20 protein-coding genes and 1 pseudogene are annotated in these 20,868 nt (G+C 65.9%); 15 read left to right on the top strand and 6 right to left on the bottom strand.

Going from position 1 to position 20,868, the window contains the following annotated elements; all coding sequences use genetic code 11:
- A partial coding sequence (locus tag KIH27_RS20240; protein ID WP_250150463.1) for a hypothetical protein occupies window positions 1–1,077 on the bottom strand: 1,077 nt, incomplete at its 3' end.
- Between the two features lie 9 nt (window positions 1,078–1,086).
- The gene (locus KIH27_RS20235; protein ID WP_250150462.1) at window positions 1,087–1,974 is read right to left on the bottom strand and encodes a tyrosine-type recombinase/integrase; all 888 of its coding nucleotides are present in this window, start codon (window positions 1,972–1,974) and stop codon (window positions 1,087–1,089) included.
- Window positions 1,975–2,147: 173 nt separating this feature from the next.
- Between KIH27_RS20235 and KIH27_RS22775 the strand changes: the two genes are divergently transcribed.
- From KIH27_RS22775 to KIH27_RS20215, 4 genes are all read left to right on the top strand, one after another.
- Complete coding sequence (locus KIH27_RS22775; protein WP_250150461.1) at window positions 2,148–2,480, top strand: helix-turn-helix domain-containing protein; 333 nt, start codon at window positions 2,148–2,150, stop codon at window positions 2,478–2,480.
- A 138-nt stretch (window positions 2,481–2,618) separates the two neighbouring features.
- Window positions 2,619–3,215: a hypothetical protein gene (locus KIH27_RS20225; protein ID WP_214094762.1), complete on the top strand. Its 597-nt coding sequence runs from the start codon at window positions 2,619–2,621 to the stop codon at window positions 3,213–3,215.
- 42 nt (window positions 3,216–3,257) lie between these two features.
- On the top strand, window positions 3,258–3,803 hold the full coding sequence (locus tag KIH27_RS20220) for a DUF6932 family protein (protein ID WP_214094761.1): 546 nt from the start codon (window positions 3,258–3,260) through the stop codon (window positions 3,801–3,803).
- A gap of 40 nt (window positions 3,804–3,843) precedes the next feature.
- Window positions 3,844–4,776, top strand: coding sequence for a hypothetical protein (locus KIH27_RS20215; protein WP_250150460.1), 933 nt, complete (start codon window positions 3,844–3,846; stop codon window positions 4,774–4,776).
- A 94-nt stretch (window positions 4,777–4,870) separates the two neighbouring features.
- On the opposite strand, the gene KIH27_RS20210 is transcribed toward KIH27_RS20215, so the two are convergent.
- A complete protein-coding gene (locus KIH27_RS20210; RefSeq protein WP_250150459.1) occupies window positions 4,871–5,956 on the bottom strand; it encodes a helix-turn-helix domain-containing protein in 1,086 nt (361 codons plus the stop codon).
- A gap of 13 nt (window positions 5,957–5,969) precedes the next feature.
- Entirely contained in the window at window positions 5,970–6,593 is a 624-nt protein-coding gene (locus tag KIH27_RS20205) for a hypothetical protein (protein ID WP_250150458.1), read from the bottom strand.
- A gap of 220 nt (window positions 6,594–6,813) precedes the next feature.
- Between KIH27_RS20205 and KIH27_RS20200 the strand changes: the two genes are divergently transcribed.
- Window positions 6,814–7,302, top strand: coding sequence for a MarR family winged helix-turn-helix transcriptional regulator (locus KIH27_RS20200; protein WP_214094759.1), 489 nt, complete (start codon window positions 6,814–6,816; stop codon window positions 7,300–7,302).
- A gap of 10 nt (window positions 7,303–7,312) precedes the next feature.
- On the top strand, window positions 7,313–8,659 hold the full coding sequence (locus KIH27_RS20195) for a cryptochrome/photolyase family protein (protein ID WP_214094758.1): 1,347 nt from the start codon (window positions 7,313–7,315) through the stop codon (window positions 8,657–8,659).
- Here KIH27_RS20195 and KIH27_RS20190 read toward each other — a convergent pair.
- The gene (locus KIH27_RS20190; protein ID WP_214094757.1) at window positions 8,559–10,691 is read right to left on the bottom strand and encodes an MMPL family transporter; all 2,133 of its coding nucleotides are present in this window, start codon (window positions 10,689–10,691) and stop codon (window positions 8,559–8,561) included. The genes KIH27_RS20195 and KIH27_RS20190 overlap by 101 nt on opposite strands.
- A 171-nt stretch (window positions 10,692–10,862) precedes the next feature.
- Here KIH27_RS20190 and KIH27_RS20185 point away from each other — a divergent pair, with 171 nt between their 5' ends.
- From KIH27_RS20185 to KIH27_RS20175, 3 genes are all read left to right on the top strand, one after another.
- On the top strand, window positions 10,863–11,453 hold the full coding sequence (locus KIH27_RS20185) for an SOUL family heme-binding protein (protein ID WP_214094756.1): 591 nt from the start codon (window positions 10,863–10,865) through the stop codon (window positions 11,451–11,453).
- A 14-nt stretch (window positions 11,454–11,467) separates the two neighbouring features.
- Entirely contained in the window at window positions 11,468–11,989 is a 522-nt protein-coding gene (locus KIH27_RS20180) for a TspO/MBR family protein (RefSeq protein WP_214094755.1), read from the top strand.
- Between the two features lie 86 nt (window positions 11,990–12,075).
- A complete protein-coding gene (locus tag KIH27_RS20175) occupies window positions 12,076–13,248 on the top strand; it encodes a PE-PPE domain-containing protein (protein WP_250150457.1) in 1,173 nt (390 codons plus the stop codon).
- 30 nt (window positions 13,249–13,278) lie between these two features.
- Here KIH27_RS20175 and KIH27_RS20170 read toward each other — a convergent pair whose 3' ends face one another.
- Entirely contained in the window at window positions 13,279–14,640 is a 1,362-nt protein-coding gene (locus tag KIH27_RS20170) for a TIGR01777 family oxidoreductase (RefSeq protein ID WP_214094754.1), read from the bottom strand.
- A gap of 95 nt (window positions 14,641–14,735) precedes the next feature.
- On the opposite strand from KIH27_RS20170, the gene KIH27_RS20165 reads away from it, so the two are divergent.
- The 6 genes and pseudogenes from KIH27_RS20165 to KIH27_RS20140 all read left to right on the top strand — a co-directional run bounded on the left by KIH27_RS20165 (window position 14,736) and on the right by KIH27_RS20140 (window position 20,371).
- On the top strand, window positions 14,736–16,040 hold the full coding sequence (locus tag KIH27_RS20165) for an NAD(P)/FAD-dependent oxidoreductase (RefSeq protein WP_214094753.1): 1,305 nt from the start codon (window positions 14,736–14,738) through the stop codon (window positions 16,038–16,040).
- Window positions 16,034–16,732, top strand: coding sequence for a DUF1365 domain-containing protein (locus KIH27_RS20160; RefSeq protein ID WP_214094752.1), 699 nt, complete (start codon window positions 16,034–16,036; stop codon window positions 16,730–16,732). Before KIH27_RS20165 ends, KIH27_RS20160 begins: the two co-directional genes overlap by 7 nt.
- Window positions 16,729–18,021: a class I SAM-dependent methyltransferase gene (locus tag KIH27_RS20155; protein ID WP_214094751.1), complete on the top strand. Its 1,293-nt coding sequence runs from the start codon at window positions 16,729–16,731 to the stop codon at window positions 18,019–18,021. Before KIH27_RS20160 ends, KIH27_RS20155 begins: the two co-directional genes overlap by 4 nt.
- Window positions 18,022–18,117: 96 nt before the next feature.
- On the top strand, window positions 18,118–18,681 hold the full coding sequence (locus tag KIH27_RS20150) for a sigma-70 family RNA polymerase sigma factor (RefSeq protein WP_214094750.1): 564 nt from the start codon (window positions 18,118–18,120) through the stop codon (window positions 18,679–18,681).
- A complete protein-coding gene (locus KIH27_RS20145) occupies window positions 18,678–19,373 on the top strand; it encodes an anti-sigma factor (protein WP_214094749.1) in 696 nt (231 codons plus the stop codon). Before KIH27_RS20150 ends, KIH27_RS20145 begins: the two co-directional genes overlap by 4 nt.
- Before the next feature lie 17 nt (window positions 19,374–19,390).
- A pseudogene (locus KIH27_RS20140) lies at window positions 19,391–20,371 on the top strand (SDR family NAD(P)-dependent oxidoreductase).
- Window positions 20,372–20,868: the final 497 nt, after the last annotated feature.

Below are 20,868 nucleotides of genomic sequence, written 5' to 3'. Positions count from 1 at the left end.
GTCGTAGACCTTGGCGATGGGCAACGGTTGTAGGTGGCTTTCGCCGGTGTCGAGGATCGTGCGTTCGTGGAGTCGGCCTTGGTCGGTCCAGATGTTGTGGGTGTCGCCGCAGCCGCAGTCGATGGTGGCCAGTGGGGTCGGTTTCGCGGTGCCGGCGTGCGGTGGGACCAGGGCGAGCAGGCCTTGTTTCATGACGTGGTCGATGTGGGTGCCGCGGAAGGCACCGTCGTAGCAGATGCCGTCGACGCGCAGGTCGGGCCGCCTGGTGAGGTGGTCGAGCATGGTCAAGGTGGTGCCGGCTTCGCCTTTGTAGCCTTTGCCGTGCGTGACGGGCATGGTGTCGAGGACGACGCGCAGGTTTCGGGTGGTGTCGGGGCGGGCGCTGAGGATGGCGAATTTGGTGCCGAACCGGTATTCGGGTTTGTCGTCACCGTTCTGCACTTCGGTGTGGGCGTTGACGGCAGGGCGCCCTTCGGCGGTGCGGCGTTCGACGGTCTTCTTGCGGTGTGGTGCTGCGACGACGGTGCCGTCGCCGACGACGAATTGGCCGCGGGCAGGGTTGGTACGCGATACCGGGGTGTCGGGGTGCAGGCAGTCGAGTTGTCGGGCGAGGCTGGCGGCGGTGTCGAGCAGGCCCTGGTGCAGGGCGTCGATGTGTCCGTCGATCTTGTCTTGGGCGTAGCAGTGGTGGTGGCGCTGCGGGGGCTGTTCGCGGGCGGTCTTGCCGCTGGCACCGGCTTGTCGGCGGATGATCTGCCAGTATTCGGGGTTGGCCATGATCCGGCTGGCGTGGTTGGCGCTGCCGAACGCGCCGTGCAGCACTTTGTGGATGACCGATACCCAGGCTGGGTAGTGGGCGGGCCGCCCGGGGGTGTTGGGGGGCCGGTCGGGGATCAGGTCGGCGATCGCATACAACGCTGGGTAGGAGGCGACGGCTCGTACTTTCTCCAGTTCGAGCAGGGTGTTGTTGTCGCCGGGAGTGGGTAGGGCTTGCAGTGTGTGTTGGGTGATGCGGCCAGCACCGAACGCCTCATCGGCACGATCGTGCCGGGGTGAGGTCGGGTGCTGGGTGGTCATGGGGTCGGCTCAGTCGTCCTGGCGCCACTGGTAGCCGATAAGGGTGGCGACACCGTCGAGGGAGCCCGATCCGAGAAGGCGGGCGGCGGCTTCGATACGGCCGGTGTCGTCGAAGACGCGGCGGGCGGCGTGCGCGGTCAGCGACGAGGGTTTGATTCCGGGGGTGGTGCTCAGTCCGGCACGCGTGAGTACGTCACGGACGGTGACGCAGACCCGGGCTTGGCGCTGGGCGTCGGAGCCCTCCGAGCCGGTGCAGACGATGGCCTCCGCGCCTGCACCTTGCTCGCTCAGGTGTCGGATGCGATCGGCGATGACGCGGCGGGCCCAGGTGTCCAGGGCCAGTTGGCGGGGCCGGTGTTTGGTCGATCCGTGCGCCCAGACCGTGTTGGTGGTGGGGTCGATGTCGTCGATGCGGATGTGGCCGAGTTCGCTGGTGTGTGCCCCGACCAGCAGCAGGGCGGTGGTGGCGGCGTGCCGGGTCGGTGTGGCGTGCTCGGCGAACAACCGCACCAGGGCGGCCTCCTCGTCGTGCAGGGGCCGCACCGTGGTGGCTTCCCGGTCGGGTAGCTCGATGTCGGTGGTCGGGTCATCGAGGGTCAGGCCCAGACGGCGCGCGGTGCGGAAGAACGCCCGCAGTGCTGCGCGCCGGTTGTGCATGGTGGCCACCGCTGCCGCGCCGACGGTGCCGTGACGGGAGCGACCTTTGGCGGCAACGAATTTGGCTACCAGTTCGGTGTCGGCACCGGCCAGGGTGGTGACGTCGTAGGCGGCGGCGAATCGGGTGAACCGGCGGGCCAGTAGCGCGAACTTGTCCAGGGTCTGCGTCGACATCGCCCCATCGACGGTCCAGGCCGCCACCACGGTGTCCACGGCGGTGATCAGGCTGCCCTCAACCATGGCAGGCTCCCACGGCAGTGCCAGTGTAAGCTGTGCTGCGATCATGAGATCGCCACGTCACGGCGTGATACGGCATTGCTGAACCCTCCAAAACGGTGCATATGTGCACCGGAATGGTAAGGGTGGCGCTCGCCGCGAGTGATCGGGAGGTCGGTCCGAGATATCGTCGGCTGATGCCACGCAGTCACGGTGATCGGCAACCTGTTGTGTATCTGGACAGCGGCGCATGGCCCGACGGACAGTTGATTCCCGATGCCCCGCCGTCGGCGTCGGCCGCCCAGCAACTCGCCCGTGCCCTGCGTGTGGCGATGGCAGAGACCGGGACCGGTCAACGTGCGCTCGCTGCCACCACCGGAATTGCGCACACCACCATCGGCCGGATCCTGGCCGGCACCGTGCTGTGCGACATCGGGACGCTGGCCAGCCTCGAAAACGCCCTGGGGCGTGCGTTGTGGCCCCGTCTGGTTGTCGGGAAGAGACGCCCTGAAATCCGTACCGAAATGTGACACATGTGGCACGATACATTCGATCGAAGTCATTACGGCGCTATGTTGTCGGTGTGTTGCACTTGACTCGTGTTCCGTGCGCCAGAACAATGGTGGTCACGCGGGTGTGGTCAAACGGAAGATATGGGCGGTGCGGTGATGGCTAAGGCCGGCAAGTCGCTGATGGACCTGATCGAGATCGCCGCCAAACGTCACGACGGGGCGTCAGGTCGCCGGCTTGCCGACCTCGCCCAGCGGGCCGGCCACGACATCTCGCATGCGACACTCAACCGCCTGCGACAAGGCACTTACGCATCGCGGCCCACGGATGCCTCGATCAGGGCCATCGCCTACTTGGCCGAAGTGCCCGAAACCGTCGCGTTCGCCGCGGTGGGGGTGCGCCCCCCTGCGGCCGACCAGTATCAGGTCCCGGCCGAGGCGCACCGGATGAACACCCGCCAGCGCAGGGCCCTCGACGAACTGTTGAAGGCGTTCGTGGTCGAACAGGCAGCGCCGACCACCCCCGGGCTGGGTGCGCTGCTGGCCGCCCGCGACGATTTGGCGGCCGCATTGGCCACTGCCGAGTCGGACCCAGGCCCGCTGGCTGCGGCGGCGCACGCGGCGATCGCCGCGATCGACGATGTCGCCGCGGCATTGTTCAGTGACGCTGTCGGCTTGGGTGAGTCGCATGACGATGCCGCATGGGTGCCAGCAGGCGATCCAACGCCGGTGGTATATGCCACCGGCGGACGGTAGCGGTGATCGTGCTGGACTGACAGGCGAATAGGGGGCGCAACCGTGATACCAGCGTTGGGGCCCGGCGGAGTGCTGCCGCCGGGACGCTACCGGGCAACACGAGAACAGTTGCAGGCCACATTCGTCGACGGCCGCGGCCAGGTGCGAGCGGAGTTGTGGCGGCACTGGCGTACCGCCACCAACCTGCTCGCACGCCATGTCCACGTCAACGCCGCCTGGCTGCACGGGACGTTCCTGTCCGGGTCCACCGCGCCGGAGGCTGTCGGCTGCGTGTATTGGGCCGAAGATGTCGAGCTGGACAAGGCCCGCCTGGATGACACCGCACGAAACCTTCTGCGCGCCTTTGCCTCCCCTGGGGAGATTCGCCGTATCGTCGGGCTCAACGTCGACACACAGCTGGCGGCCTGGCACTGTCAACCCGATCTGAGTGCCCGCGATGACCGCTACACCGACTACGCGCACGACCGCGGCACCATGGATGACCTGCTGCAGCGCATCGCCACTGGCTCCGACGGAGCAGGGTTGAGTAGGGCGAGCGCTTGGCCCCAGTGCGGCTACGTGGAGGTGCTTGTCGATGACTACACCTGACGACGAACTCGACAGGCTGGAGTCGGCGATCCTGTCGGCCATGAGCGACCCGGCGATCGACGAGCGAATCCCGGACTGGACCACCGCCCACGATCTGACTCGCATCGGCATCGAAGCCATGCTCGACACCCAAAAGCTTGGGCGCGTCCTGGTCTCGCGGGGCAACATCCACATCAGCGGCGACGGACTCCGCGACTCGTCGGCCCGAGTCAACGACCTTGCCCGCGTCATGACCGGTTTTCAACGACTCGCCACCGCCGTCGGCGCCTCCCAAGTTGGTGACAAGGAACTCGGCAAACAACCCACCGCTGATGTGCAGCGCCGCACTGACCTCCTGCTGAGCGCTGCCACCTCCCCCGAATCCATCGCCCTCACCTTCACCCCGGCCATCACGCCCAACGACGAGCTCGGCGACCCCGGGATGCTCGTCGAACTTGAATCCGACGATCAGATGCTCGACACCGCTGTCGGCGCTGCGATCGACGTGCTCGCCGCCGGCAATGACATTGGCCTGAGCCCGCTCGAATCGGCGTTCGTCGATCTGCTTGGCACCCTGGGGCCACGCGCTGCGGCCGCGGTGCGAGACCTGGCCAAGACGCTCGACCGCGCCCGATTCGACATCGACATCGCCTGGCAACAACCCACGCGAACCACCCGCCGGGTCCACATCAGCGCCGGCACCGCAGCCCACATCGCTACAACCGTCGAACACACCAACCTGGATGAACAGCGCATCACCATCGTCGGCGAGTACCTCACCGTCAGCGCCGTCACATCCTGGCTGATCAAACAAGACGACGGCGACACCATCACCGTCAAACTCGGCCGCATCGACCCCGCCCAGACCAAAGGCCTCGCCGTCGGCGACCGAATCCGCATCGAGGCCATCATGAAAACCGAAACCACCACCGGCGGCAACGCCAAAACCACCTACACCGCAAAGGCTTTCGAACGACTCGACCACGCCGACTAGCTTGGGCGACAACCGAAACGTGCGGCAGGTCCTTCGCCGGGTGTTGACGTGAGAGCCTCAGGCCGCAGTCGCGGCCGCGGCTTCGGAAAGTCGTTCAGGCTCGCTGCAGTCTGAACAGTGGCACGACATCACCGTCTCCGCTCTTGCGCTGGGCAGCCGTACGGTTCGGTATCCAGAGTTCAAGTCGGTGCGGGTCGATGCCGAAGTCGTGTGACGCTGCCATGTAAGGCGAATCTCCGTACATCTCAGACAGCATGTGCCACAGTAGGATTGGCTGCTCAACACCAACCTCGACCGGCTCATTTTTTCGCCATCCCCTTGATGAAACCTGAATCATCAGCGACCTGTGGCGGTCTGGGGAAATTAGGCGAAGGTCCCGGCCGCGTTGAATCAATGCTTGTATGGCGATCCCCCAGCGAGCCTTGATCCGGGCGTACCCGTTGAGGCTCAGAGATTCCGAGAGGTCTTCTTCGGCCACTTCTTGCGGGTACAGGAACGCTCCGGCAAAGCGGTGGGCCTCCTTCTCACGGGAACGCTCGTCGGCAATGTCTCGGTGCCGATGAAGCTTCAAGTGGCCGAGCTCATGGGCGATGGTAAATCTCTGGCGGTCTCCGGCGCCTGTCGGGGCGTACATCACCAGTGCTGAATCTGATGTTGCCCTGGACATTCCCGAATGCCCATCGAAGGCCGGGTGCTCCGCCCCGAGTCGGACCAGTGGGGCGACGGCAACGCCCGAACGCTCAACGGCGCGCATGACATGTGAGACGGGTTGATTTCGGGGAATCCTTAGCTCATCGCGTGTGGCGGCGGCGATGTCTTCGATATCAGCCGGGGTTATATCTTCGGCGACAGACTCAAGGGACAATTGCTTTCTGCCGGAGTCGTCCATGAGTTGCCCCGTGATGCGCTGCATCTCGGCGAAACAGCGCAGCGCAGCCCTTGTGGCCTTGGCGCCTGCTCCCGCGGTCTTGCGGAAATGCACCGCCGCGGGGTCGACCGCCATCGGGGGGGGATCGAAGAACGTCAGCGGCATTCGTACCGCGTTGCACACCGTGACGACTAGCGCCGACGACAGTTCTCTATCGCCTCTTTCGACCGCCGAGATGGTCGACTGAGGTACTCCGGCCAGCCGAGCCAACTCGGTCTGTGTCAGCTCCAGCAGTTCACGAAGGTCGTTCAACCTGGCGCCAGGGCTAGGCGCTCCCGCCACTGCCGTCCTCCTCGTCGTAGCTGATGGCGGTCTCGTCGAGACCTTCGTCAAGAACTTCGAACCGCATCGATTCGAAGTCGGTCCGCGTCCGCGGGAGGTCGGCCGAGAAATCGATCGGCACCCCCCGGTGCGAACTGCCAGGTCCTATCGGACGCACCACCCGAAGCGAGATTCCCTCCTCCTCCTGCTCGTCCCAGAGCGTCAGCAGGTTGTGGGAGGGGATCGTGGGCTCTCCCCACAAAGCCAGCTGGGCGCACGGCCGGTTGCGGTAATACGCACGACGGCGAGTGTTCGAACCAGCGCACGGTACCCCACCAGGAGTGGGCGCCTCCCGCAGGAGCCGCAGTGCCAGATCTCCGTCTGAATGGATCAGGTGGACGGCGCCATTCTGACTATGGCGTTTCCGGTCGAGTGTCCATCCGTCAGCCTCATGACCGGCGAGGTAGTCGAAGACCTCGCTGCGGTAGTGGGTGGTACGCAACCACCGCTTGTCGTCGCCGTGGGCGATGCCAAGGTCGTCGATTCGGACCCGCGCGTGGCCGAACGCATCGTGAAGCGGCTCGACCAGGGAAGATATCCCGTGCACGAGGTGCGAAAGGTTACTCATGCCGCGATAATATCGCAGAATCGCGATATTATCGCGGCAGATGCAACGTTGTGTCGTGGATAGTTGTTATGGTCAGTCACGGCTCGGCCGTCGCCGCGAGCGTATGCACGTTCGCTCTCTGCGGGTTCAGAGGCTGTCGGGTCCGGTGGGTGCGCGGAAGGTCCAGTCCGTAGCGCAGCTCAACGATCGAGCCGCTGCGCGGATATGCTGGCACATCGTCATGAACCGTCAGCAGGGTAAGAGCGGCCGGGCCGAGTTGGAGTCGGGGATATCGGCTGATCTGCGTGCGCTGACGGCCGAGTCCGAGCAGATCGGCCAGCTTTTCGCCGGCTCGCAGGAGGTTCGGCCCACCGACTTTCGAGCGCTGCTGCACATCATGGTCGCCGAGACTGCCGGCACGCCGATCAGCCCGGGTGAGCTCGGTCAGCGAATGGGCCTGTCGGGTGCGGGGATCACCTACCTGGTTGATCGTTTGATTGCTTCCGGTCACGTGCGGCGTCAGGATCATGCCTCCGATCGACGCAAGATTGTGCTGCGCTACGCCGAACTGGGCCTGGACACGGCCAGGGCGTTCTTCACCCCGCTGCAGCAGCACACCCATGACGCGTTGGCCGCACTGCCCGACGCCGATCTCACGGCGGCGCGACGGGTGTTCACTGCGCTGATTGCGGCCATGGGCCGGTTCCGCTCCGAGCTCGACGCGCCCTGAGCCGGTCGAGATGACGATACTGCTGTGGTTCCGCCGCGATCTGAGGCTCGGTGACCTGCCGGCCCTGTTGGAGGCCGCCGCCGGCGACGAACAGGTGCTCGGGTGTTTCGTGTTGGACCCGGTCCTGGAGGCCTCAGCGGGAGCACGTCGGTTGCAGTTTCTGGGTGATTGCCTACGGAGCCTGCGGGACGAAATCGACGGCAGGTTGCTGGTTACCCGAGGCCGGCCGGAAGAACGAATCCCAGCGATTGCCAACGCGATTAATTCAGCGGCGGTGCATGTTTCGGCGGATTTCACCCCGTTTGGGCGACGGCGCGACGAGAAGGTTCAGGCGGCGTTGGGCGACGTGCCGCTGACCACGACTGGCTCACCGTATCTGGTGTCGCCGGGCCGCGTCGTCAAAGACGACGGCACCCCCTACAAGGTGTTCACCCCGTTTTTCCGGCGCTGGCAGGAGCACGGCTGGCGGCAGCCGGCGCGGTCAGGGCCGAACTCGGCGCAGTGGCTCGATCCGGCTGCACTGCCGGCTGCGGCCGCAGCGCCGGTGGAGATCCCCGATCCGGGCCTGCGCCTTGAGCTGCCGGCCGGCGAGGGAGCCGCGCTGCGGGGTTGGGCGCAGTTCTGCGACACGGTCTTGGCCGGCTACGCGGAGGATCGGGACCGGCCCGATCTCGATGCGACCAGCCGGATGTCGGCGCACCTGAAGTTCGGCACCATCCACCCGCGCACGATGGTCGCCGACCTCGACCGGCCGGGCGCCGGCCCGGCGGCGCTACGGCGGCAGTTGGCGTTCCGGGACTTCTACGCGGCGGTGCTCTACCACTGGCCGCACAGCGCATGGCGCAACTGGAATCGCAACTTCGATGCGATCGAAACCGACACAGGCGCGGATGCCCGACGACTCTTCGAGCTGTGGAAGCGCGGTGAGACCGGCTTCCCGATCGTCGACGCGGGCATGCGCCAGCTGCACCAGACCGGGTTCATGCACAACCGGGTCCGAATGATCACCGCGTCGTTCCTGGTCAAAGATCTGCACCTGCCGTGGCAGTGGGGGGCGCGCTGGTTCATGGAACAGCTGGTCGACGGTGACATGGCCAACAACCAGCACGGCTGGCAATGGTGCGCGGGATGCGGCACCGACGCCGCCCCCTACTTCCGGGTGTTCAACCCGACGACACAGGGCCGCAAATTCGACCCCGATGGCGACTACGTCCGCCGCTGGGTTCCCGAACTCGCGCACGTCGCCGATGCCCACCTCAGCAAAGCGGGCCGGCCACCGGGTTATCCGGTGCCGATCGTCGATCACGGCCAAGAACGTGCCGAGGCGCTGCGCCGCTACCGGCAGCTGGGCGGGTAGGCCACCAGATCTTCTCGCCGATCAGTGTGAACAGCGCCGGGATGACCAGGGTGCGCACCACGAAGGTGTCCAGCAGAATGCCGAGCCCGACGATGATGCCCAACTGGGTCAACACGATCAGCGGCAGCACCCCCAGCACGCAGAACACCGCCGCCAGCACCACCCCGGCACTGGTAATGACGCCGCCGGTGGCCGAGACCGCGCGCACCACGGCGTCCCGGGTGCCGTGGCCGGCGGTCTCTTCACGGGCGCGGGTCACCAGGAAAATGGTGTAGTCGACGCCGAGCGCCACCAGAAACAGGAACGCGAACAGCGGCGTGCTGTTGTCCAGTGCGGGGAAACCGAATAGGTGGATGCTGGCCCAGCCGCCCAGGCCGAGCGCGGCCAGGGCACTGAGCACGGTCGCAGCGACCAGAATCGGTGGAGCGAGCACCGCGCGCAACAGCACCACCAGCACCGTGAGCACGACCAGCAAGATCACCGGGATCAGCACGAGACGGTCGCGAGCGGCGGCAGCACGGATGTCTAGGGCTTGGGCGTCCGCGCCACCCACCAATGCGGTGGCGTCGACGGACCGGACCGCGGCCCGCAGTGCGGTGACGGTGTCGAACGCCTCGGGGGTGGCCGGTGCGGCGTTGATCACCACCGACCAGCGGGTCAGCCCGCCCCCGGATTCACCGGTCGGCGCTGCGGAGACGACGCCGGTGGTCTCGCTGATGGCCTGTTGCACCGGTTCCTGTTGTGCGGTGTTGGCGACGATGACGGTGGGGTTCGCTTCGCCGGCGGGGAAATGGCGGGCCATGGTCTGCAATCCGGTTACGGAGTCGGCGTGGATGCGGAACTGCTCGATCTGCGACAGCCCGACCGGCAGACCGAGCAGTCCGCCTGCCAGCGCCACCAGCAGGGTGACGGCGACTGCGCAGACCGGTCCGGGGCGCCGGGCGACCGTCTCGGCGACCCGATGCCACCCCCCGGTCGCCGTGCCGGCGAGGTCCGCGGGGTGGGGGATGAACGGCCAGAACACTTTGCGGCCGACCAATCCCAGCAGCGGGGGCAAGACGAACAGCACGAACACCGCGGCCACCAGCAGCCCGCAGGCGGCGCAGAGACCGAGGCTGCGGGTGCTCGGGGTCACCGCCAGAAGCAAGGTCAACAAGGCCAGCACCACCGTCGCGTTGCTGGCTGCGATGGCCGGACCGGCGGCCCGGACCGCCCGGCGCAGCGCGGATCGGTGGTGGGCGTTGGTGCGCAGTTCCTCCCGGTAGCGCGAGATCAGCAGCAGCGCATAGTTGGTGCCGGCGCCGAAGACCAGCACGCTGGTGATCCCCGCGGTGGAGCCGTCGAAGGTGACGCCGGCGGCCTTGGCGACGTCGGCCCCCACCACGGTGGCGACCCGGTCGGCGAACGCGATCACCGTCAGTGGCAGCAGCCACAGCACCGGCGACCGGTAGGTGAGGATCAGCAGCAGCGCGACGACCAGGGCGGTCACCACCAGCAGGGTGACGTTCGCGCCTGAGAACGCGTTGGCGATGTCGGCGCCGAACGCCGGCCCTCCGGTGACGGACACGATCAGATCGGCAGGCAGTCCGTCGCTGGCGGCGGCCCGCAGCGATGCGATCGTGTCGCGCAGTGCGAAACCCGACAGCGCGCTGCTCAACGGCACCGTGCCGATCGCCGCCCTGCCGTCGGCCGACGGGATGGTCGGCGACGATGGCCCGCCGAGGGCGGATACGACGTGCAGCATGCGATCGAGGGCCTGCGCGGAGGCATCGAAATCGGCCGGATTCAGCACCGATCCATCCCTGCGGGTGACGACCAGGATCGCCGATGCGTGATTGGCGTCGGGGAACTGGCTCAGCACCGCCGCAACCCGGCCGGACTCTGACGAGTCGGGCAGTGAGATCGGCGACTGGGTTGCGCCGGAGTTGGTGCCGCTGAGACCCAGCAAAGTACCCGCCACCAGGGCGACGGCCAGTGCCACCAGCCACGAGCGGACCCCGGTCACCGTAGCAGCCATCCGCGTCCAGACCATGCGGGTGAGCCTTTCATTCAATGAATACTTAATCAACTGAACAACTGGTTCGAATTGCGCTAGGCTCGGTGATCTGATGCAACGCGATCAGCTCGGCAGTCTCGTCGATCCTGGCACCAGTCGGGGCGGCGCTACGCGCCTTTTACAGACCATCAGCCCGAGAATGCCAGCATGCTGAAGGCCATCACCACGACGGCGAAGGCTGTTCTGCAGGCGGCCGGCTCGGTCGTGGGTGTCCGGCAGGGGACTGAGGAACCGGCCTACCGTGTTGAGCAACTCACCTCCAACGTGCAGATTCGCCGATACGGGCAGCGCATCGCCGCCGAGACGACGGTGGCCGCCGGCGAAGAGGCCGCGCGCAGCATCGGATTCCGGCGGTTGGCCGGCTACATCTTCGGCGGCAACAACACCGCCACCAAGATTGCGATGACCGCCCCCGTAGCCGAGCATGCCGGTACCACCGGGCAATGGGTGATCAGGTTCTTCCTGCCGGCCGACAAGACGATGGCAGCACTTCCGCAGCCCAACGACCCGGACGTGCGGATAGTGGGCATCCCCGCCGAAACGCTCGCCGTGCGCAGGTTCACCGGCGACCGAAGCCCGCTTGCCATCGCCGCGAACACCGCCAAACTGCTGGACGCCTTGCGCGAGTTGGGCTTTGAGCCAACCGGAGCCCCAGCCGCGTGGTTCTACGACCCTCCGTGGACAGTTGCCGCATTGCGCCGCAACGAGATCGCAATACCTGTCGCAGACCGTCTTTGAGCGAAAGGATCACCGTGCGCATTCCGACTTTGGCTGCTACTGCAGCAGCGGTAGCCGTCACCGCCGCTGCCGGCGCTCGCGCAACCGCCCCGCAGGTCACGTCGCGCTGGTATCAGCAGCTGCGCAAACCCGCCTATCAGCCACCCCGTCAGGTCTTCCCGGTGGTCTGGCCGGCGCTGTACGCAGACATCGCCGTCGTCTCAGCGTCCACCCTCGACCGGTTGGACTCCACCGGCCGGGACCGGGAACGCGGCACGTACCAGGTGGCGCTGATCATCAACTTGGTGCTCAACGCCGGCTGGTCGTGGCTGTTTTTCAACCGGCGCCGCTTCGGTACCGCCACCGTGCTCAGCGCCGGCCTTACGGCCAGCAGTGTCGACCTGGCCCGCCGAGCCGTCGCGGCGCGGGGCGCAGGCGCACTACCTCTGGTGGTGTACCCGCTATGGTGCACCTTCGCTACTGTGCTCTGCGGGCACATCAGCCTGCTCAACAGCGGGCACCGCGCTCCGCCGACTCGCTCGGCGGTCACACCGTGATGATTCCCGGACCACTTCGCGCACTGGCTGAGGTGGTGCGCGTTCCCTGGCTTCCAGGAGTTTTCGCTGTCGCTGCTGTCAGGGGCTTGATCGCAGCCTCGCTGCCGATTGCATCGCTTGCGCCGCTGACGCAGGTGTCGGGTGACTGGTCGGGTCAGGTTCGTCTCACCAGCGCGGACCTGGCGGATTCACCGCTCGGGGACGGCACCGCACTGCTGATGGGGGGCACCAGCATTCCGCAACCGAGCCCGCTATACCTCGACGCCGCCAACACCCTGTACCTGCAGCCGCACGGCTTCGGCGGCACCCTGCAATCCCTGTTCACCCCCGAGAACATCAGCGCAACGTCGCAGTCGCGGGGTCTGCAGATCCTCGACTCCACGATCCTGCAGAAGATCGCCGACGGCGACGTCAGCGCCCAGAACCCGCTCGTGGTGTTCGGTTATTCGCAGAGCGCTTCGATCTCCTCGGACGTCATGCGCCAGCTTGCCGGCCAGGGAGTGCCCAGTGATTACGTGCACTTCGTGCTGATCGGCAACCCGTCGAACCCGGTCGGCGGCATGAGCGTCGCGACCAGCGGGCTCTACCCGGAATATCTCCAGGCCAACGTGGCGACCCCGAGCACCTTGTACCCGACGGACGTCTACACCCACGAGTACGACGGTGTCGGGGACTTTCCGAAGTATCCGCTCAACCTGCTCGCGGACCTCAACGCCGCCCTGGGCTTCATCTATGAGCACGGCACCTACTTGAGCCTGTCGCCGGAGCAGATCAGCGACGCCGTTGCGCTGCCCACGTCGGCGGCCGACACCATGGTCGATTACTACATGATTCCGTCGGAGGGTCTGCCGCTGCTGGAACCGCTGCAGTTGATCCCGATAGTCGGCCAGCCCCTGTACGACCTGCTCGAACCCGATATGCGGATCCTGGTGAACCTCGGCTACGGCAGCATCGATCACGGGTGGGCACCGGGCGACGCCGACGTCGTCAGTGCCTCCGGATTGTTTTCGACTGACCTCAATCTCGGCGATGTTCTCACCGCGCTGGGAAACGGCCTGCAGAAAGGGATCGGTGACTTCATCACCGATCTCGGCAATCCGACGACGTATGAGATCACCCCACTGCTGGACAACCCGTCGTTGACCGAGGTGGCGGAGGCGGGCTATCTATTCGGCTTCCTCAACTCGCCGCATCCGACACCGGAAGATGCCATCCACGGGATCAGCGAACTGTTCCAGGCCTTCAGCGCCATGACATGAGACGGCCCGGTCGGATGCAGCCTGCCCGAGTCATGTGGCCACCGCGCGCCCCAGCAGGTGCCGTAAGGCATGTTCGAGATTTGGGGTACGGAATCGGTGGCCAACTTCGGTCAAGTAACCAGGCAGCACGCGTTGGCTCGCACAGGCCAGCTCACGGGCACCTTCTTGACCCAGCAGCACCCGCGGTCCCAGCCCCGGCACGGGCAAGACCGTCGGGCGATGCATTACCCGGCCAAGAGTTTTCGTGTATTCACTGTTGCGCACCGGGTTGGGCGCGACGGCGTTGACGGCCCCGGACATGGCTGCGTCCCACAGGGCGCGGTAATAGATGTCGACCAGGTCGTCGATCCCGACCCACGGCAGCCACTGCCGGCCGTCACCAAGCCGACCGCCGAGCCCGGCAGCGAACAGCGGCCGCAGCAGGCGCAGCGTGCCGCCTCGGGGAGACTGCACGATCCCGGTCCGGATCCGGACAACCCGCAACCCGGCAGCTTCTGCCGGCGCGAGTACATCCTCCCAGTCGGCAACCACATCGGCGAGAAAGCCGTCACCGCGCTCACTGGCCTCGGTGAGCGCCTCATCGCCCCGGTCGTAGCCGTAATAGCCGACCGCCGACGCGCAGATCAGCACCGATGGCCCATGCTCGGTCTGCGCGGCCAGTTCGGCGAGTTTGCGGGTCGGGCCGATCCTGCTGTCGCGGATCGCCTGCCGGTGCGCGTCGGTGAAGCGCCCCGCGATCGACGCGCCAGCCAGATGAATCACCGCATCTACCCCAGCCAGAACAGTGGGGTCAGGGCCATCGGGATTCCACTGGCGCTCGTCAGGATTGGTTGGCGATCGGCGTACCAGGCGGATCACCCGGTGGCCGCCGGTGGTCAAAAACGCGGTCAAGGACGAGCCGACGAGTCCCGAAGCTCCGGTGACCGCTACCGTGGCCGCTGCCAGGCCGTGGTCTTTGGCGTCCCGGTGTGCTGCAAGGTCGTCGGCGAGTTGGCGGTGCCGGTACACGAACATCGGCCGCAACATTAAAGCCGGTATCTGGGTTTCAACGCGGTCGGTCACCCGCGTCTTGCCGTCACCGAGTTCGTCGAATTCATGGGTGTGTCGCCACCGCAACGTGATTCGCTTCGGTAGTGAAGCCAGCGTGCTTCCGCCGACTTCGTCGACGAAACGTCGCGGCGGATCGTAGCCGTCGGGCTGATGCTGCGCGATCCAGCGAAGACCACCCGGCAGAGCAAGCTTAGCCTGGCCGTCGCGCAGTGAATCTGACTCCGCCAGCAAGTGCATCGGCTGCCACGGCGGCGACAGCCGGGCAAACGCCCCTGGCCGCTCATGCCAAGCGAAGACCTCGTCGCGTGGCGCGTCGACGATGCTGGAAAACACCAAATTCATCCATCGACGTTACCGGTGGACGCCAATTCCGGGATCGGCTTTCGCCAGCTGACCAGTGCAGTCAACTGAATGCGCTTCAGCTCCGAATAACTTCTATGGACACGGTGGCGAGCAGACGACGTTCGGTCGCGGTGATCGGCAGCGGTATCTCCGGCCTCGCGGCGGCCTACGTCTTGTCACGCGACAGCAGGGTCATCCTGTACGAAGCCGACGCACGTCTCGGCGGTCACGCGCACACCCACCTGGTCAGCTGCACTGACGGCACCGTCATCGCCGTCGACTCCGCGTTTCTGGTGTTCAACGACCGAACGTATCCGACGCTGCGCCGGCTTTTCGCCGAACTCGGAGTGCGCAGCCAAAAGACCTGCATGTCCATGTCGGTGCGCAACGATGCCACCGGTCTGGAATACGCTGGTGCCCGCGGTCTCGGCGGCTTGTTCGCCGCCCGGCAATCACTGCGACCCCGGTACCTGTCGATGTTGCGCGAGATCAGCCAATTTCACCGCGCCGCACTGGCCCTCCTGCAGGGCTCGGCGCCCGACGACGCCGAGACGCTAGCAGCATTCCTGGATCGGCACCGCTTCTCCGCGTTCTTCGTCGACCACTTCATGGCGCCGATGGTCGCGGCAGTCTGGTCCTGTCCCGCCGATGATGCACTCAACTACCCAGCCCGATACCTGTTCGTCTTCCTCCATCACCACGGCATGCTCTCGGTCCTCGGGTCCCCGACCTCGCGCACCGTCGCCGGTGGCTCGGCGACCTATGTGGCCGCGATCGCCGCGCAGCTAGACGAAGTCTTCACCAATAGTGCGGTGCATTCGCTGCGTCGCGTACAAGGCGGGGTCTTGGTCGACGCTTGGGGAAGGGGCCAGCGCTTGTTCGATGCGGCGGTCGTGGCAATTCACCCCGACCAGGCACTGTGCCTGCTCGCCCAACCCACGGCGCAGGAGCGCAGCGTTCTCGGGTCGATTCCTTACTCGACCAACCACGCCCAGCTGCACACCGATGTATCGGTGCTGCCCAGACGCCGCAGAGCCCGGGCATCGTGGAACTACCTGATCACACCGCACCGTGACCCAGTGCTGGTCACCTACGACGTCAGCCGGTTGATGCACATCCGCGCCGACCGCCGGTTCCTGGTGACGCTCGGTGGCGCTGATCGGATCAACCCCGATGCGGTAATCGCCGAGATGACCTATCACCATCCCCTTTACACCCCCGAATCCGTTGCGGCGCAGCGGCTACTCCCGAACCTCGACGATGACCGCATCGCCTTCGCCGGGGCCTATCACGGCTGGGGATTTCACGAAGACGGTGCCGCATCCGGGGTTCGGGCGGCCCGACGCCTCGGCGCCCACTGGGCCGACGCCACCACCCCCGCCAGGGACTTCGCATGTTGACACCGGCGATCTACCGCACCGAGATCACCCACCGACGACAAACACCGGTCCACCACTACTTCGGCTACCGCAGCTACAGCTGGTACATCGATATCGACGACCCGCCACCACTGCCCGGGTGGCTGCGCCCGTTTGCCTGCTTCAACCCGAGCGACCACCTGGAAGGCAGCAGCAGTGACACACTGCGTCAGCGCGTCGACCGCTTCCTCACAGCGCACGACGCCGTGGTTCCCGGCGGACGGATCACCGCCCTGCTGCAAGCCCGGGTGCTGGGCTACGTCTTCAACCCGATCAGCGTCTTCTGGTGCCACGACCGCGACGGACATCTGCGTCACGTGATCGCCGAGGTGCACAACACCTACGGTCAGCGCCATGCCTACCTGCTGCCGCCGGCTGACACGGCGGTCCGCGTGGAAAAGCAGTTCTACGTCTCGCCGTTCAACCCCGTGTCGGGGCACTACCTGGTCCGGGCACCACTGCCAACGCACACCGTGAGCATCGACATCACGCTCTACCAGGACGGCCGGCCAATATTCGCCGCCACCATGCGCGGCACCGGAAACCCGGCTACGGCTGGTCGGGTTGCCCGGATGCAGCTGCTCTCGCCTCTGGCGCCGCTGCTGGTCTCGACGCGTATTCGCTTGCAGGGCATAGGTTTATGGTTTCGCAAAGTTCCGATGGTGAAACGATGAGCACGATCGACTCGGTGCAAGCGGCCGACTCAGTGCAAGCGGCGAGGCCGCAAACCGACCTCACCTCATGGCCGCAGCTGGCCCGCGTTCCATCCGGACCGGTAGCGGCCGCGTCAGCCGCACTGGCCGACAAGTTGCTGCGCCGCGCTGCCAAACGGTTGCCGATGCAGCTGATCTACCCCGACGGCCGAAGCCTGCGAACAGCCGACCCGGACTCGCCAGCGTTGGTCATCCACGAGCCGGAACGGCTGGCCCGCCGAATCGGCCGGTCCGGACTGATCGGCTTCGGCGAGGCCTACATGGCCGGCGAGTGGGACTCACCTGACTTGGTCGCCCTGCTGACCTTGCTGGCCAGCGCAATGGGCCACATGGTTCCGGCACCACTGCAATGCCTGCGACCCGTTGTGCTCGCACGACAGCCCCACCGTCACAACAACAACCCAAGTCAGGCAAGGCGCAACGTTGCCGCCCACTACGACCTGTCCAACGATCTCTTCGCGCTTTTCCTCGACGAGACGATGACCTACTCCAGTGCGCTGTTCGACCGATTACCGGCGTCATGGGGTGAACTCGCCGCAGCGCAACACCGCAAGATCGACCGACTGCTCGATGCGGCCGGTGTTCGCGCCGGCACCCAGGTACTAGAAATCGGCACCGGATGGGGCGAACTGTGCTTGCGTGCCGCCGCCCGAGGCGCGCACGTCAGATCCATCACGCTGTCCGCGGAACAACAGAAGTTGGCCCGGAAACGGGTTCTGGCCGCGGGATTTTCCGATCGCGTCGACATCGAACTCTGTGACTACCGCGAGGTATTCGGACACTTCGACGCCGTGCTGTCAGTAGAGATGATCGAAGCTGTCGGCTACCGCGGCTGGCCCACCTATTTCCAGGCACTGAATCGTTTGGTTGCACCGCGCGGCCGCATGGCAATTCAGGTCATCACCATGCCCCACGATCGGATGATGGCCAGCCGCAACACATGGACCTGGATTCAGAAGTACATCTTCCCCGGCGGCATGCTGCCCTCCACCCAGGAGATCCAGAGCGTCACCAGCCGGCACACCAGCCTGCGGACCGTCGAGATGCACTCACTGCGCACCCACTACGCTGAAACCCTGCGCTTGTGGAGGCAACGCTTCGGTCAGCATCGCGGCATGCTGGAGGCATTGGGATTCGACCCCGTGTTCGCACGGATGTGGGATCTCTATCTGGCCTACTCCGAGGCGGGCTTCCGCTCTGGGTACCTCGACGTCCACCAATGGACATTCGCGCGCCCAGCCGTGCGGTAACGCTCAAGGGTTGGCCTGATGACTGTCGCAGGCACCGTGGTCGAGGATCGACTTTCGGCCCCGTCGGAGCGTTTGCGGCGGTTAGGCTACCGGCCAATGGCCAAGATCCCGACCGCTACCAGCGACCTGGATACGCTGCTGCAGCGCGTTGCGCGCGGTGACGCCGCGGCGTTCGCCATCGTCTACGACCAGACCGCGGCCCGCGTCTACGGGCTGGTTCATCGGGTTCTTCGTGACACCGGATACAGCGAAGAAACGACCCAGGAGGTCTATCTGGAAGTGTGGCGGACCGCGACGAACTACGACCTGACCAAGGGGTCCGCACTCGCCTGGCTGCTCACCCTCGCACACCGCCGCGCCGTGGACCGCGTACGCAGCGAACAAGCCGCCAGCCGTCGCGAGTCACGCTACGGCGCCGCCAGCGCGGAGCCCCCCAGTGATGTGGTTGTCGACGCGGTCATGGTGAGTGAGGAACAACGACGCGTCGTCGACTGCCTCGGTGGCCTTCCTGAAGGTCAACGAACATGCGTCGAGCTGGCCTACTACGGTGGCATGACGTACGTCGAAGTCGCACAACGACTCTCGATCAACATATCGACGATCAAATCCCGTATGCGCGAAGCGCTGCGCGGCCTGCGTGGCTGTCTGGGTGCATCATGACCGAACCAACCGACTTTGACCTTCTGACGCTGGCGACACCCTACGCACTGCATGCTGTCTCCGCCGATGACCGCGCTGAGATCGACCGGCGGATCGCCGCCGCTTCGCCGGCGGTCGAACGCGCCTTCAGCGGCGAGGTGCGCGTGATCCGCGAAACGATGGCGATTGTCTCGGCTTCAACAGCGACCGAACCCCCCGCCGAGTTGCGCCACTCCATCATGGCCTTGGTGAACGGTCAGACCCCAGCTCATCCGCGCCGGCGCGCGATAATCGCCGCCTCGGTAGCCGCGATCGTCGCGGCGCTGGCGGCATTCGGCGCCGGCATCGCCCTGCGACCCACCGCCGCACCGACAGTCGCTGATCGAGTGCTGACAGCACCAGACGTGCGAAGCGTCTCAAGCCCACTGGCCACCGGTACCGCGACCGTACTGTTCTCCCGTGACACCGGCGCCGGAGTGCTCATCATGAACAATGTGCCGCCACCACAACCCGGGACCGTCTACCAGATGTGGCTGCTCAGCCCAGCCGGTGCGGCTTCGGCCGGCACCATGGACAGCCAAGCCGTGGCACCGTCGACCACCGCCGTAATCCCGCGACTGGGGGATTCGACCGCGCTCGGGTTCACCGTTGAACCCGGCTCCGGATCACCGCAACCGACCGGACAGATGCTCACCGAAATACCGTTGCGCTGACAAGAGGGTTGACCGCAATGAATCTTCGACAACGGGGATATTCGCTTCTCGACTCGGTGCTGGACCGAGCTGTTGTCCCCGGATACAGCCAAATCGGTTATCAACTTCGCCAACACCACTGGGCGCGCGACCCTGCCCCCGATGCCCTACGTGGTACGACCGCCATGGTCACCGGCGCCAACAGTGGGATAGGCAAGGCAATCGCTGGCGGGCTGGCCGTGCTCGGAGCACACGTGCTGATGACCGTCCGCAACCGCGAGCGCGGCGAACGAGCCCGCGACGAACTCGCCGCTGCCCATCCCGGCAGACAGCTCAGCGTCGAGGTCTGCGACATCGCCAACCTTGATGCGGTGCGCGAGTTTGCAGCCGACCTGACCAACCGACTGCGGCGGCTCGACATACTCGTCCACAACGCGGGCGTGCTGCCCCCGCAACGAACCGAAACCGCCGACGGCCACGAACTGACTCTTTCCACCCACGTCCTGGGTCCGGTGCTGCTCACCGAACTGCTCATCCCGATGCTGGCCCGATCCACCGACCCGCGGGCGATCCTGATGTCGTCAGGAGGCATGTACACCCAAGCCCTACCCGTCGATGACCCCGAATACCGCGACGGCCATTATCGTGGCGCCACTGCCTACGCACGTACCAAGCGGATATAGGTAGCCCTCACCCCGATTCTGGCCGACCGTTGGAAAGCCCAGAGAATCTCGCTGTACTGCATGCACCCCGGCTGGGTGGATACCCCCGGGGTAGCCGCATCCCTGCCGGCCTTTCGGCGGCTGGCCGGTCCAGTCCTGCGCTCGGCAGAGCAAGGTGCCGATACGGCCGTCTGGTTGGCCGCGACCAAGCCCGCTCCGCCGACCGGCCGATTCTGGCACGACCGCCACCAGCGCCCAGAGCACTACCTGCCTGCAACCCAGGACGACGACGCCGATCGACTGCGACTCTGGAGATACTGTGCGCAAGCAATTTTTCTGGACGACGTCGGGGATTAGGTTCGGCTAGACGGCTGCCCACAGGGCCGCGCGATCAAGCGACCTCCTGCAATACGCCACAGGGCCTGGCACTGCCGGGATTGGTCGACGTTTTCATCTGGATCTCCTCTGCGGCGCACGATTGTGGCAGGGGATCTGGACGCGTTCCCGAAATGGACTCTTCGCGTTCCAAGGCCCAATGCCAAGAGCGGCCTGGTCAGCGTCGATGGGGTTTTCAACACGTCCCCGGGGGCGGGGGACCTGTAGGAATAGGTGTTGAAAACTCTAGTCGATCGGCGCGGGAGTTCGCCGCTCGGTCGGGCTGGTGTTCGGCGGCGTGTTGTGATGGTGCTGGCGATGCGTGTGAGTTCGCCGTGCTTCACGGGACGGGTGGGACTGACCGGAGGGCAGACTGGTCCGGTGTGGCGCGTGTCAGACGGTGGCGGGTTGGGCTTGTCGTTGGTGGATGTAGTGGGCAATTGCGTTGCGGCCGAGGGCGAATCCGATCATGACGGCGT

This window comes from Mycolicibacter acidiphilus (genome assembly GCF_018455725.1).
GTDB lineage: Bacteria > Actinomycetota > Actinomycetes > Mycobacteriales > Mycobacteriaceae > Mycobacterium > Mycobacterium acidiphilum.
Note: the sequence above shows the minus strand (reverse complement) of the source record. Positions and strands in the feature narration are given on the sequence as shown.